This window comes from Vibrio sp. 10N.247.310.17, from assembly GCF_041466605.1.
In the GTDB taxonomy this organism is placed as follows: Bacteria; Pseudomonadota; Gammaproteobacteria; order Enterobacterales; family Vibrionaceae; genus Vibrio; species Vibrio tasmaniensis_A.
The window spans coordinates 26,983-39,894 of sequence record NZ_JBFSTC010000043.1 but is presented as its reverse complement, the minus strand read 5'-3'; the positions used below and the strand labels follow the sequence as shown (position 1 = coordinate 39,894).

The 12,912-nt window shown below is 43.4% G+C and carries 15 protein-coding genes; 8 read left to right on the top strand and 7 right to left on the bottom strand.

Annotation, left to right across the window (positions count from 1 at the left end; genetic code table 11):
- Positions 1 to 106 precede the first annotated feature (106 nt).
- Positions 107 to 2,011, bottom strand: coding sequence for a molecular chaperone HtpG (gene htpG / locus AB6D80_RS13370; RefSeq protein WP_372188723.1), 1,905 nt, complete (start codon positions 2,009 to 2,011; stop codon positions 107 to 109).
- 270 nt (positions 2,012 to 2,281) lie between these two features.
- Between htpG and AB6D80_RS13365 the strand changes: the two genes are divergently transcribed.
- The 3 genes from AB6D80_RS13365 (at position 2,282) to AB6D80_RS13355 (ending at position 4,172) form a co-directional block, all read left to right on the top strand.
- Positions 2,282 to 3,193, top strand: coding sequence for a transcriptional regulator (locus tag AB6D80_RS13365; RefSeq protein ID WP_009847343.1), 912 nt, complete (start codon positions 2,282 to 2,284; stop codon positions 3,191 to 3,193).
- A gap of 1 nt (position 3,194) precedes the next feature.
- Positions 3,195 to 3,710, top strand: coding sequence for a regulatory protein ToxS (locus tag AB6D80_RS13360; protein WP_009847344.1), 516 nt, complete (start codon positions 3,195 to 3,197; stop codon positions 3,708 to 3,710).
- Between the two features lie 150 nt (positions 3,711 to 3,860).
- Positions 3,861 to 4,172: a SelT/SelW/SelH family protein gene (locus tag AB6D80_RS13355; RefSeq protein WP_017096855.1), complete on the top strand. Its 312-nt coding sequence runs from the start codon at positions 3,861 to 3,863 to the stop codon at positions 4,170 to 4,172.
- 30 nt (positions 4,173 to 4,202) lie between these two features.
- Here AB6D80_RS13355 and yfcE read toward each other — a convergent pair whose 3' ends face one another.
- From yfcE to AB6D80_RS13330, 5 genes are read right to left on the bottom strand one after another with little or no spacing between them, the layout of a single operon-like run.
- Positions 4,203 to 4,748 carry a phosphodiesterase gene (gene yfcE, locus AB6D80_RS13350; protein ID WP_009847346.1) on the bottom strand — a complete coding sequence of 182 codons (546 nt, stop codon included), beginning with the start codon at positions 4,746 to 4,748 and terminating at the stop codon, positions 4,203 to 4,205.
- 47 nt (positions 4,749 to 4,795) lie between these two features.
- A complete protein-coding gene (locus tag AB6D80_RS13345) occupies positions 4,796 to 5,203 on the bottom strand; it encodes a CBS domain-containing protein (protein WP_009847347.1) in 408 nt (135 codons plus the stop codon).
- On the bottom strand, positions 5,200 to 5,550 hold the full coding sequence (locus AB6D80_RS13340; protein ID WP_009847348.1) for a P-II family nitrogen regulator: 351 nt from the start codon (positions 5,548 to 5,550) through the stop codon (positions 5,200 to 5,202). Before AB6D80_RS13340 ends, AB6D80_RS13345 begins: the two co-directional genes overlap by 4 nt.
- Positions 5,540 to 6,334 carry a DUF1538 domain-containing protein gene (locus AB6D80_RS13335; protein ID WP_009847349.1) on the bottom strand — a complete coding sequence of 265 codons (795 nt, stop codon included), beginning with the start codon at positions 6,332 to 6,334 and terminating at the stop codon, positions 5,540 to 5,542. Before AB6D80_RS13335 ends, AB6D80_RS13340 begins: the two co-directional genes overlap by 11 nt.
- Positions 6,331 to 7,065: a DUF1538 domain-containing protein gene (locus AB6D80_RS13330; protein WP_009847350.1), complete on the bottom strand. Its 735-nt coding sequence runs from the start codon at positions 7,063 to 7,065 to the stop codon at positions 6,331 to 6,333. The genes AB6D80_RS13335 and AB6D80_RS13330 overlap by 4 nt, the downstream gene beginning before the upstream one ends.
- Positions 7,066 to 7,365: 300 nt before the next feature.
- Here AB6D80_RS13330 and AB6D80_RS13325 point away from each other — a divergent pair, with 300 nt between their 5' ends.
- The 5 genes from AB6D80_RS13325 (at position 7,366) to AB6D80_RS13305 (ending at position 11,999) form a co-directional block, all read left to right on the top strand.
- The gene (locus AB6D80_RS13325) at positions 7,366 to 8,280 is read left to right on the top strand and encodes a TIGR01777 family oxidoreductase (protein WP_009847351.1); all 915 of its coding nucleotides are present in this window, start codon (positions 7,366 to 7,368) and stop codon (positions 8,278 to 8,280) included.
- Between the two features lie 43 nt (positions 8,281 to 8,323).
- On the top strand, positions 8,324 to 9,151 hold the full coding sequence (locus AB6D80_RS13320; protein WP_102281173.1) for an SDR family oxidoreductase: 828 nt from the start codon (positions 8,324 to 8,326) through the stop codon (positions 9,149 to 9,151).
- Positions 9,152 to 9,545: 394 nt separating this feature from the next.
- Positions 9,546 to 10,400 carry a co-chaperone YbbN gene (locus AB6D80_RS13315; protein ID WP_372188719.1) on the top strand — a complete coding sequence of 285 codons (855 nt, stop codon included), beginning with the start codon at positions 9,546 to 9,548 and terminating at the stop codon, positions 10,398 to 10,400.
- Positions 10,401 to 10,610: 210 nt separating this feature from the next.
- Positions 10,611 to 11,540: an SPFH domain-containing protein gene (locus tag AB6D80_RS13310; RefSeq protein ID WP_009847354.1), complete on the top strand. Its 930-nt coding sequence runs from the start codon at positions 10,611 to 10,613 to the stop codon at positions 11,538 to 11,540.
- Between the two features lie 3 nt (positions 11,541 to 11,543).
- Positions 11,544 to 11,999, top strand: coding sequence for an NfeD family protein (locus AB6D80_RS13305; protein WP_009847355.1), 456 nt, complete (start codon positions 11,544 to 11,546; stop codon positions 11,997 to 11,999).
- A 37-nt stretch (positions 12,000 to 12,036) separates the two neighbouring features.
- Here AB6D80_RS13305 and cueR read toward each other — a convergent pair whose 3' ends face one another.
- Positions 12,037 to 12,432 carry a Cu(I)-responsive transcriptional regulator gene (cueR, locus tag AB6D80_RS13300; RefSeq protein WP_372188717.1) on the bottom strand — a complete coding sequence of 132 codons (396 nt, stop codon included), beginning with the start codon at positions 12,430 to 12,432 and terminating at the stop codon, positions 12,037 to 12,039.
- Between the last annotated feature and the right edge of the window lie 480 nt (positions 12,433 to 12,912).

Sequence of the window (12,912 nt, the reverse complement as noted above, 5' to 3'; positions counted from 1 at the left end):
CTTGAAGATAAAAGCGGCTTTCCCCGGAAAGCCGCGATGAACCTAAAAAAAGCCCGCATTAGCGAGCTTTTAATTATAATTATGAGCTTAGCCCAAAGTCGAAAGACTAACGTTTTGTCAGTAGTTCGTTGATTGCACCTAAGAATTGTGACGGATCTTCCATTGAGCCCTTTTCAGCCAGCATAGCTTGACCAAGTAGTAGCTCAACCCAACGACCAAACGCTTGTTCGTCCGCTTCATCAGCCATCTGTTTCACAAGTGCGTGCTCAGGGTTAATCTCAAAGATGTACTTCACTTCAGGTGCCGCTTGACCCGCAGCTTCAAGAAGCTTAGCCATTTGCGTGCCCATTTCGAAGTCATCAGTCACCACAACCGCAGGTGTTGTTGCTAACTTGAACGTAGTCCGAACTTCTTTAACACGACCACCTAGGTAAGATTGAGTGCGCTCAACAACAGATTTGAACTCTTCTTCTGTCTCTTTTTGCTTCTCTTTCTCTTCTTCGCCTTCAAACTTGCTTAGGTCTAAGCCCGCTTTAGTGATCGATTGGAACTGTTTGCCGTCGAAGTCAGTCAGGTAATTCATTACGTACTCATCAATACGATCGTACATTAGAACCACTTCAATGCCTTTTGCTTTGAACTGCTCCAAGTGTGGACTGTTCTTAGCTGCAGCATAGCTGTCTGCCGTTAGGTAATAGATCTTGTCTTGATCTTCCTTCATACGTTCTACGTAAGAAGCTAGGCTGATGGTTTGCTCAACAGAATCCACTTCCGTTGATGAGAAACGAAGTAGACCAGCGATTTTTTCTTTGTTCGCCATGTCTTCTGCTGGGCCTTCTTTCAATACTAGGCCGAACTCTTTCCAAAACTCCAAGTACTTATCGTTGTCATTCTTCGCCATGCGCTCAAGCATAGTGAGTACACGCTTAGTACATGCGCCACGAAGAGACTGAGTCACTTTGTTATCTTGAAGGATTTCACGAGACACGTTCAGTGGTAAATCGTTTGAATCAATCAAGCCGCGAACGAAACGCATGTAAGATGGCATGAACTGCTCTGCATCATCCATGATGAATACGCGCTGTACATAAAGCTTAAGGCCGCTCTTATGGTCACGATTCATCATATCCCAAGGTGCTTTAGCTGGGATGTAAAGTAGGCTTGTGTAGTCGTTCTTACCTTCAACTTTGTTATGGCTCCACGTTAGTGGATCAGCAAAGTCGTGAGATACGTGCTTGTAAAACTCTTGGTACTCTTCTTTCTCGATATCAGACTTGTTACGAGTCCAAAGCGCTTGAGCCTTGTTAATCTGCTCCCAATGCTTCTCTTCGGTGTCTTTACCTTCGTCATCTTTCACCGCTGTGAAGATAGAGACAGGGATACCGATGTGATCAGAATACTTACCAATCACTTCACGCAGACGCCATTCATTTAAGAACTCTTTGCCGTCTTCACGCATATGAAGAATGATGTCTGTACCACGAGATTCTTTCGTGATGTCTTCGATAGTGTAATCACCTTCACCCGCAGAGTGCCATTGCACGGCTTGGTCATTAGCAAGTCCAGCTGCTCGAGTGCGAACAGTCACTGCGTCTGCAACGATAAATGCAGAATAGAAACCAACACCAAATTGGCCAATAAGCTGAGAGTCTTTGCTTTGGTCTTCAGACAGCTTTGAGAAAAAGTCAGCTGTGCCTGACTTAGCAATAGTACCTAAATGCTCAATAACGTTGTCGCGGCTCATACCTATGCCGTTATCAGAGATCGTTAAAGTATTTGCTTCAGCGTTGAACGAAAGTTTCACACCTAAATCAGCATCGCCTTGGTAAAGGTCGCCATTTGATAGCGCTTGAAAACGAAGCTTATCAGCCGCGTCAGATGCGTTAGAGATCAGCTCACGTAGGAAGATTTCTTTATTTGAATACAGTGAGTGAATCATTAGGTGAAGTAGTTGTTTTACTTCAGATTGAAAGCCACGAGTCTCTTTATTTTGCGTTGCCGTTTCGCTCATTTTTACTCCAAAACATCTATACTTTATGTTGAATAATCATAGGGGCGTTGCACATTATGCCTCTCTTATGTTCATTAACATGAGGATGACAAATGTAAATTCAAGGTCAAAAAGCATAAAAACACTGTTTTTTTGATCTGTTTTTATTATCCTTGAGTGTTATAAATATAAAAGAACATAAAAGAAGCCATGATTTGGTGAAGAATTAACAGAACTTCACCTGAGATTTGTCTATTTCGCACCCCAAATCATCCAAAATAGAAGAGTTCAATGAGCAATATCGGCACAAAGTTTATTCTCGCACAGCGGTTCGTATTTGACCCAAATAGCAACTCACTTGTTGATCAGATGAGCGACGGTGAAGTCGTACGTCTTGGCAGCAATGAAAGCCGCATTCTCCTGATGCTGTCAGAAAGACCCAATGAAGTTATCACTCGTAACGAATTACACGAATATGTTTGGCGAGACCAAGGCTTTGAGGTGGACGACTCCAGCTTAACGCAAGCGGTATCGACACTCAGAAAAATGCTAAAAGACTCAACCAAATCTCCAGCATTTGTAAAAACCGTTCCTAAACGTGGTTATCAATTTATCGCGACTGTTGAGCGCTCAGCACCACTGTCATCAAACGATCAGCCAACAACAGCTGAAATTGCAGAAAGTGACGTAGAGCCTATTTTAACATTTGCTAATACCACATTAGCTGATGAGGTCATCACTGAAACTATTGATCCAGAGCCAACTGCAAAGGCTCAAGAAAATCATGTCGAAGTCGAGCCAGTAACCAATCAGGTTAAACCTAAAGATGAAAGTTCGAATAAATGGTTAACGTTTGGAATGTTACTTGTCGCTTTCATTATGCCAATACTCGTTTTAACGTTAAAGAACCCAGCAGAGTCAGAGTTTCGAACATTAGCAGAGGTTAATGGTGTCAAAGTTCAAACCCCAATCAACCATCCAACTCTGACTAGTTGGCTGCCAGCGATAGAGAAATGTGTATTGCGTTACAACACCAGCCACACTGGCATGCTAAAGCCAACTGAGGTGATTGCAACAGGCGGACAAGGTAACAATCTAGCTCTAAACTATATTCACCCTCAAGATTACTCGAGCGAGAATGTAACTCTAAGAATTTACGCAAACCAGTCGGATGTACACGACATTTGTAACGGTGGTCAGTAACATGAAATTAAAATTATCCATTATTTTACTGGTTATCTCTGCTTTCTTGAGCGGCTGGTTATACTGGGGTAGCGATGCAAAGATAGAACGCTTGCTTACGCAACACGAATGGCAATCGAAAATGGTGACTCTGATTAGCGATATCAAGCAAGAGGATTCAATCGGGCCACTGCGTAAGGTTGAGCTATCATCGAATGCGAAGTATTTGCCAAACGGTACGTATCTGAGAATGGCTGTAGTTAAACTGTATGGCACTCAGACTGCACCCGCAAACGTCATCAATATTTCCGAAACCGGTCAGTGGGATATTAACGATAATTACTTACTGATTTCACCAACGGAGTTTAAAGATGTCACTTCTGCTGAGCGACAAGACTTTTCAGAGGAGCAACTCGAGCTGATCACTCAAGTGATTAAAATGGATGCAGAACAAAGCCGACGCATTGATATTATTAATCAGAAAGCACTGCTGCTCACTAGCCTAAATCATGGCTCTACGGTGTTATTCTCAAACTAATACTGTCTCAAACTAAAATCAGATTAAGCTAAAACTCAACAGTGATTTACTGTATATCATTAAACGATATACCAATAGAAAGGGGCATGATGCCCCTTTTTTATTAACTGTTGACATCAAACTACTGTTTTAGAATTTTTAGGGGTATCTATGAATACAGAACCAAGCTCGGTAAGTGCATCAATCACCAAGGCAACCATCGCAATACACTATTGTCGTCAATGCAATTGGATGCTTCGTTCTAGTTGGTTATGCCAAGAGTTACTGCATACTTTCAGTGAAGAGATAGAGCAAGTGAGTTTACACCCTGATACCGGAGGTCGATTTGAGGTTTTTTGTAATGGAATACAGATTTGGGAAAGAAAAGCGGACGACGGTTTTCCTGAGGCTAAAGTTCTGAAGCAAAGAGTACGAAACATCATTGCTCCAGACAGAGACCTCGGCCACGTAGACTCAAAGTGAGCCTTTTCTAACGCCGCCGATTGAGTTTATTTAAAGCTCGCCACTCACGAGAACATCACCTTCAAGGCTAATGACTTTAAAGATATTATTTTCATAGATGCCATAGCTCGCTGCGTGGCCATCTCGTGGGAATGTCACCGAGCTAGGATTAAAGATAAAGATGTCATCTTGGTATTCAGCAACAGGAATATGGGTATGACCATGGGCAATAATATCACCCGCCTTTAGCTCGGGGCGTTTATTGGTGTTGTACAAATGACCATGAGTTAGAAAAATACGTTGGCCTGATTCTAATAGTACCCACGAGTAATCCATCATCATTGGAAAAGACAACAACATCTGATCCACTTCGCTATCGCAGTTACCACGAACAGCAATGATCTCTTGAGAAAACGCATTCAACTTCTCTGCAACCGCCGGCGGATTGTATCCTTCAGGGATCGGGTTTCTTGGACCATGATTCAGAATGTCACCCAATAGCACTAAATATTGCGCACCAGACGCTTGGTAGAGTTCTAATACCCTTTCTGTTGCTGGCAGCGAACCGTGTAGGTCTGAAGCAAAAAATAATTTCACACGTACTTCTCCATAAAATTTATGAGCCTATTGTACGTATCTAACAGCTACACGTCATCTCTCGCCATACCGTTGATCACGATATTATTGTAACTAACCATACCGACTATTTTATGGTCACTGACCACAGGGGCACGACTGATACCAAAACGCTCAAACAAGCGTGCACAGTACTTCACATTCATATCGGCAGACACGCTTAGCGCTGGCTTGGTCATGATCTCATAAACATTGGTTCGCTTCGGAGAACGGTTCTTAGCCAGTACTTTCTTAGCAATATCATTCATCAATACGATGCCGTATTCGTCATCTTCGTGGCGCTTATCGACAATGATGGCTTTCACTTTATGCTTCTTAGCCATCTCTATCGCTTCCAACACAGTGGTTAGCCCATCGATAATCACATACGTATTAGCCATTACATCGCTTACTCGGATTTTTTCACTGCCACTCATAACTCGTCCTCCACAACCTTAGTTAATGTTTCAACTTGGTGCGCGACCCCGACTGCATCTTCGACATCGATCTGCACTGCTATCCCTTGCCCTGACTCTTGGTCAAACTCCCCGACTTCACCGATAGTTTCTAGAATATGCCTAGCTAGGTGCTCCTCGACGACAAACAGCAGCACATCTTTTTGCACCTCTAACGTTAACCCAAAGAAGGTGCGCTTTTGGTTTAGCCCCTGCCCTCTGGCATTGTTAATCACGGTTGCCCCTGTTGCACCCGCATCACGCGCGGCGTCGAGCACGATATCGGTCTTGCTTTCTTCTACAAACGCTAAGATAAGTTTAAAGCGCATCTTTGCTCTCCTTAGAGGATTGTGATCGGTTTAGCCATTGCGTTATTTGGGCATACCCCATCACGGATATAATTGGAAATAAGCTCGCGAAAGCAATCAACCCAAAGCCATCAATTACCGGATTTCTTCCTGGCACCGTTGACGCGAGTCCCAACCCAAGTGCCGTCACTAAAGGTACCGTCACCGTTGATGTCGTAACCCCACCAGAATCGTAAGCTAACGGAATAATCAATTTGGGCGCATAAAAGGTCTGAATAACCACAATGACATAGCCAGCAATGATGTAGTAATGAATAGGGTCGCCAGCCACGATGCGATAACTACCTAGCGATATGCCAATCGCTACACCTAACGCCACGGAGATCCTCAGCCCGTTAACACTGATACTGCCACCGGAAACTTGGTTTGCCTTAATAGCAACGGCGATCAAAGAGGGCTCGGCTATCGTGGTACTGAAACCAATACAAAACGCGAAAAGGTAAACCCAGTAATAGTCAAACCAAACTAAGGCAAGGCCTGAACTGACCTTGAACTCAGTCAAAAAACTTGGTTCGGTGAGTTGCATTGCCATAGTCTCCCCTAAAGGAAACAGCGCGAGCTCTAACCCCATCAAAAAGAGCGACAACCCAAGAATGACGTAAAAGAAACCTATCAGCACTTTGCCTAAGTTATTAACTGGCTTGCGCAGCACCGCTAATTGGAAACCGAAGATGATCACCGCAATCGGAATCACATCCATGACAGTACCAAGAAAGGTGTCGATAAATTGCTGAGCACTGATCATGTCACCACCATCCCGTAGACCATGACAAACATCATCGGCAGCAGTGAAGCAAAGGCGATCAATCCAAAGCCATCAATCATCGGATTTCTCCCTTTAATCGCAGAGGCTAAACCCACGCCCAATGCGGTCACTAACGGAACGGTAATGGTCGATGTAGTCACTCCGCCAGAGTCGTACGCAATCCCAATGATGTTTTCAGGGGCAAATGCAGTGAGCACCACAACTCCAATATAACCTCCGATGATCATGTACTGAATTGGCCAACCTTTTAAGATTCGCAGCACCCCAAGTAAGATGGCGATCCCCACCGACAATGCTACGGTGAAACGCAAGCCATCGGCGTACTGTTCCATTTCGTCTAGAGAGTTGGGAATAACACCACCTTCAGCGGCCACTTCTGCTGCTTCGGCGGCCACTGCGGTTAATGCGGGTTCCGCAATGGTGGTACCAAACCCTAAACAGAAAGCGAAGGTCAATAACCAAAACACGCTCCCCTTACGAGCAAAAGCTTGAGCCATCGACTCGCCGATTGGGAACAGACCCATCTCAAGGCCAAAGATAAAAAAAGTCAGTCCAAAAACCACCAGCACTAAGCCAGTTAGAATAGACAACAGATGAGGGAGTGGTTCTTGCAAAACAGCAAGCTGGAAGAAAGCAATCACCGCCACGATCGGCAAGAGATCCCTTAGGCTACCTAACATGGCTCGAAACAAAGCAAGCACTGCCGTCATCGCAACTCCTAGTCATTGAAATTGTGTCTGGTTATTAATTGCTAATAATCATGGCAAATCCTTATCATTCCTTATGTGACAAATATTACGCAGTTGGTAACATATCGGAGTAAAATGCATAAGTGTGATAGCGGTATACATCCTAACCTGATTAATTTAATTTCATTCTTTCGTAAATTGATACGGCGTAATTTGGGTATCACACGATTGAAACCAACTGATCGTTATAGTGATTTTTTCGTATTGATTGGCGTTCAAAAACAAGCCATGTCTATAATTATGTTTAATAGGGAGATTGGTATGAAGATATTGTTAACTGGTGGTACGGGATTTATTGGTTCTGAATTGGTCAAAAGTTGGAATACTGACGATGTGACATTGTTGACACGGAGCCCCGAAAAAGCGAAGCAAAACCTAAATCACCTGAACCAGAATAACCTTCATTACATTCAATCTCTTGATGAACTCAGCGATCTCAATGACTTCGATGTCGTGGTCAATCTTGCTGGCGAACCGATCGCTGACAAGCGTTGGAGTACGGAGCAAAAAGAGAGGATCTGTAACAGTCGTTGGCACATTACTGAAAAACTGGTCGAGTTAATTCATGCCAGTAGCAACCCACCGCAGGCTTTCATTAGCGGCTCAGCCGTGGGTTACTATGGCGATCAACAGCAACACCCATTTGATGAATCACTACGAGTAGAAGACGAAAGTTTTCCTCACAAAGTCTGCGCGCACTGGGAAGAGATCGCCAAGAGAGCCCAGTCCGATGAGACGCGTGTGATACTACTAAGAACGGGGATTGTGTTAGGTGAAAATGGTGGTGCTCTAAAGAAGATGCTAATGCCCTACAAACTCGGAGTAGGCGGACCACTTGGTTCAGGCGAACAGTACATGCCTTGGATTCACATGCTTGATATGGTGAGAGCCATCAACCACTTATTGTCAACTCCTCACGCTCAAGGGGAATTTAATATGTGTGCCCCGCACCCTGTCACCAACAAACTGTTCAGCAGCACACTCGCCAAGCAACTACGCCGACCTCATTTCCTATTCACTCCGAAATGGGCAATGTCGCTTCTGATGGGGGAATCTTCTTGTTTGCTCTTTGACAGCATTCGTTCCAAACCAAAGAAACTCACTGAAATGGGATTTATCTTTAGTTACTCAAGAATCGAACCGGCATTAAAAAACTTGTTACAACATCAAGACTAATTCTTTACCCTAGAGCGATAAAGACTCTAATGAAGGATTAAGCGTGAACAAGTCGATTCTGATCACCGGTTGCTCAACGGGTATTGGCTACACATGTGCGCATGCACTACAAAAGCGTGGCTTTCACGTCATTGCATCGTGTCGTCATCCGCAAGATGTACAGCGTCTGCAAGATGAGGGACTGACCTGCATACAGCTCGACCTTTCTAACCAAGAAAGCATTGAACAAGCTGCACAACTTGCTATTGAGCTAGCGCCTAACGGATTATATGGTTTATTCAATAACGGCGCTTATGGTCAAGCTGGCGCGCTAGAAGACTTACCGACCCAAGGTCTCAGAGAGCAATTCGAAACCAACTTCTTTGGCTGGCATCATCTTGTTTGTCAGATACTTCCGCACATGCGCGAACGCGGCGAAGGTCGAATCGTACAAAACAGTTCCGTATTAGGCTTTGCGGCCATGAAGTATCGTGGCGCTTACAACGCTTCAAAGTTCGCGCTAGAAGGCTGGACAGATACGTTACGTTTAGAACTGCATGGTAGTGGCATTCATATCTCGTTATTGCAGCCAGGTCCAATAGAGACCCAATTTAGAAATAATGCCCTGAAAGCTTTCAATAAATGGATCACCATTGCTGGCAGCGCTCATCAAGAAGCTTATCAACAACAAAAAGACCGACTCGAAAAAGAGTCATCGAACAACGCCTTTGTTCTTCCGCCTGAAAGTTGTGTTGAGCCAGTTTATCACGCACTCACCGCAGAGAAACCAAAGCTAAGATACCGAGTGACGACCCCAACTAAAGTGTTCGCGGTATTGAAAAGAATTCTACCGAGTCGCTTGCTAGACCCTATTTTGAGAAAAGCAGCATAAGTTACTAACTTTGCATCAACAGTCGCAAACTTTAATGTAACGATGTAATTTTTCCGTAACAATAAGATGTCATGATTGTCCTATCTCATCAATTATTCCCAATTGATGAACCTAATCTGGATATTTCATGACTTTAAACCGCCTTAATTGGGTCGGTGTGAGTCTGGCGATTACGTTGTTTATTCTGTTTTGAGTATCTTACGCTATGCCTCACTGACCACCTTAATGATAACGCTATGCCTTCCCTGTTGAGATAACCACTCTATCAACATAGAAGCATAGCGTTTTCTATTTTGGCTCTTTTTATTTGAGATAACCAAGTTAGATCTTGAAGTTACCAGCACCTCCCCCCATATTTGCAACGTACCCACAAAACACACCTCAAGGAACGTAAATGCAATCTCCGCATATTGTTGAACTTAATGAGCAGAACTTTCGTCAAGTATTAGAAACCTCAATGCAGACGCCTGTACTCATCCACTTTTGGGCACCAATGAGCCAAGAAAGTGCTCAGGTAACCCCTGAACTGCAAACATTAACTCAGCAATACAACGGCGCTTTTACTTTAGCTCTGTTGAATTGTGAACAAGAGCAGGCAATTGCTAGCCAATTTGGCGTACAAGCACTCCCTACTATTGCACTGTTTGTTAACGGTCAGCCGGTTGATGGTTTGGGTGGCCCACAAAGCATAGAGGCGATTGTTGAAATGTTAGGAAAACATCTTCCTAGCCAAGACGAGCTCGCACTGCGTCAGGCTCTCGAGCAAATGCAAGCAGGCGAGCACGCACAAGCGCTCGCAGCAATGCAACAATTGCCAATAGAGCTGACGAGCAAAGGCGAGGTAAAACTGGCAATCGCAGAATGTTTACTAGAAACGCAACAGTTTGATCTAGCTGAAACTCAGCTAGCCACCATTCCTCTAGAGTACCAAGATAATTACTATAAAGGCTTAGTCGCAAAGCTTGAGCTTCACAAGCAAGCAGCAGACAGCCCTGAAATACAAGCATTAGAAACCACTCTTCAGCAAGACCCAAATGACGCTAAGACAGCATCTGAATTAGCATTGCAATATCACCAAGTGAATCGCAACGAAGAAGCGATGGAACTGTTGTGGTCTTTCCTTGCAAAAGATCTAAATGCTTGCGATGGCGATATGAAAAAAGAGTTCATGGATATCTTAAGTGCGCTTGGACAAGGTAACCCAGTTGCCAGTAAGTACCGCCGACAGCTGTACTCTCTGCTCTACTAACTAAACCCTAAAAGCCCTAAAGATAAGCATCGTATATCTCATCGAAAACTGACAATTTAATCAATTAGTTTATCGAATAAAATAATGTAAAATGGGCCATAAAATCAATATTTTATGGCCCATTTCTCATTTATAAATTTGCTCAGAATTTAAATATGAGCCAGTATCAATACTGAACTATCAAAAACTTAAACTTGCAAAGGATTTTGTATGGCTATTGATACATTGATTACTATCGGCGTCTTTACTGCCGTCGCAATATTGTTTATTTTCGCCGGAGTAAAAACGGTTCCGCAAGGCAATAACTGGACAGTAGAACGCTTCGGCCGTTATACACAAACCCTCCAACCAGGTCTGAACCTGATTATTCCATTTATCGATAAAATCGGACAACGCATCAGTATGATGGAACGTGTTCTCGACATCCCGGCACAAGAAGTCATCTCCAAAGATAATGCAAATGTGGTTATTGATGCGGTGTGTTTCGTTCAAGTGATCGACGCGCCTAAAGCGGCTTATGAGGTGAATGATCTTGAGCACGCGATTCGTAATTTAACTCTCACCAATATCCGTACTGTACTGGGCTCGATGGAACTGGATGAAATGCTCAGCCAGCGAGACATGATTAATACCAAATTATTGAATATCGTTGATGAAGCAACAAACCCTTGGGGTGTCAAAGTTACGCGTATCGAAATTAAAGACGTGCAGCCACCAGCCGATCTTACTGCTGCGATGAATGCCCAGATGAAAGCCGAGCGTAACAAACGTGCAGATATCCTAGAGGCAGAGGGCGTAAGACAAGCTGAGATATTGAAAGCAGAAGGTCACAAGCAATCAGAGATCTTAAAAGCAGAAGGTCAAAAGCAAGCAGCTATCCTGCAAGCTGAAGCTCGTGAACGGGCTGCGGAAGCAGAAGCTAAAGCGACAGAAATGGTATCAACTGCGATTGCTCAAGGTGACATGCAAGCCGTCAACTACTTCATCGCACAAGGCTATACTGATGCTCTGAAATCGATTGGCCAAGCAGAAAACGGTAAGATCATCATGCTACCGCTCGAAGCGACTGGACTAATGGGTTCTGTTGCGGGTATTGCAGAGATGTTTGCACATAAGAATGACAAGGGTAGTAAGGACTAACTTATGGTCGAATTACTCGAACAAGTAAACTACTGGCATTGGTTAGCGTTTGGCCTAGCATTGTTAGCGCTTGAGCTAATTGGAACCGCTGGTTACTTTTTATGGATAGGCATATCTGCCATGCTGGTCGGGGCCTTATTAGGTGCACTACCAATCGGTTGGCAGATGCAATGGCTATCCTTTGCGAGCTTCTCGCTTATCACCACTTGGCTGTGGTGGAGAAGACAGCTATCTAGTGACAAACAATCTGACTCTACTCGAGACCTTAATCAGCGAGAGAAGCAACTGATTGGAAGAAAGACTCGCCTCTTAGAGCCGGTACAAAAAGGTAACTGCAGGATAAAGCTAGGGGATAGCTCATGGTCTGCGATGAGTACACATGATATTGATGCGGGAGAGGAAGTCGTGATTACTGCTGTCGATGGCATTGTTCTCACGATAAGCCCTACTAAACAATAATCAAGAAAACCCTCCTTCAAAGCCATAAGTAACCAACTTATGGCTTTTTCTCTACAAGTGAATCGATAATTGGGCAATGGCTATTTGAGTCACCAGGGCATTGTTCAACCCACTCTTTCAATGTCTTCTGAATGATCAGTAAGTCTTCAATTTTTTTATTCACTTCTTCCAATTTACTTTGCGCTTTTGCTTTAACATCGGCACTTTCGCGACATGGGTTGTCGGCTAATTCAACAAGCGCACGACACTCATCAAGCGAAAAACCAGCGCTTCTCGCTTTCGCTACGATTCCGAGTTCCTTGATCTGCTTCTCACCATAAGACCGATAACCATTTTCAGAACGTAACGGTGCAGATATCACCCCTTTGTCTTCATACAAACGAATAGACTTAGGTGATAACTGCGTGAGGCTTGCAACTTCGCTTATGTTCATAATATTACTCAAAATAACAAAGGAGGCTAAGAGATTAACTACATTAAAGTCCTCATTGAATATGGGTAATCATACACCGAGAACACAACGAAATATAATTTGAGAAAATAAAGTCGGTTATTCATTCCGGTTTTATTAGGAATGAAGTGAAAATTGATGTTTAGAGGTTCTTTCATATACGGAAATTCAACACCTTACTGACAGGGTTGTTAAAATAAGTCATTGTTATTTTTAGTAGAAAATTTTTATGAACATTTGATCTTTTATAAGTTATGAACATAATTAAACATTAAGCATTTATTTTGAGTGCTGTTTATAATATTTTCGCTTAGTAAGAGAGAAAGTTATGAAACCAATTACTCTATTGATCATTTTTTATGTAAGCTTATTTGCATCAAATTCTTTCGCATACAGTGTAAATGGCGGAGCTAGCGGGGGAAAAACGTTAGGTCCGGAAGTTAAGTGCACTTTGCCTAACGA

Excerpts from the sequence above, each read along its gene's own strand:
- AB6D80_RS13340 (WP_009847348.1), bottom strand. The coding sequence starts at position 5,550 with ATGCGCTTTAAACTTATCTTAGCGTTTGTAGAAGAAAGCAAGACCGAT.
- AB6D80_RS13335 (WP_009847349.1), bottom strand. The coding sequence starts at position 6,334 with ATGATCAGTGCTCAGCAATTTATCGACACCTTTCTTGGTACTGTCATG.
- AB6D80_RS13365 (WP_009847343.1), top strand. The coding sequence starts at position 2,282 with ATGAGCAATATCGGCACAAAGTTTATTCTCGCACAGCGGTTCGTATTT.
- AB6D80_RS13330 (WP_009847350.1), bottom strand. The coding sequence starts at position 7,065 with ATGACGGCAGTGCTTGCTTTGTTTCGAGCCATGTTAGGTAGCCTAAGG.
- AB6D80_RS13325 (WP_009847351.1), top strand. The coding sequence starts at position 7,366 with ATGAAGATATTGTTAACTGGTGGTACGGGATTTATTGGTTCTGAATTG.
- AB6D80_RS13315 (WP_372188719.1), top strand. The coding sequence starts at position 9,546 with ATGCAATCTCCGCATATTGTTGAACTTAATGAGCAGAACTTTCGTCAA.
- AB6D80_RS13345 (WP_009847347.1), bottom strand. The coding sequence starts at position 5,203 with ATGAGTGGCAGTGAAAAAATCCGAGTAAGCGATGTAATGGCTAATACG.
- cueR (WP_372188717.1), bottom strand. The coding sequence starts at position 12,432 with ATGAACATAAGCGAAGTTGCAAGCCTCACGCAGTTATCACCTAAGTCT.
- AB6D80_RS13355 (WP_017096855.1), top strand. The coding sequence starts at position 3,861 with ATGAATACAGAACCAAGCTCGGTAAGTGCATCAATCACCAAGGCAACC.
- AB6D80_RS13305 (WP_009847355.1), top strand. The coding sequence starts at position 11,544 with ATGGTCGAATTACTCGAACAAGTAAACTACTGGCATTGGTTAGCGTTT.
- AB6D80_RS13360 (WP_009847344.1), top strand. The coding sequence starts at position 3,195 with ATGAAATTAAAATTATCCATTATTTTACTGGTTATCTCTGCTTTCTTG.
- htpG (WP_372188723.1), bottom strand. The coding sequence starts at position 2,011 with ATGAGCGAAACGGCAACGCAAAATAAAGAGACTCGTGGCTTTCAATCT.
- AB6D80_RS13310 (WP_009847354.1), top strand. The coding sequence starts at position 10,611 with ATGGCTATTGATACATTGATTACTATCGGCGTCTTTACTGCCGTCGCA.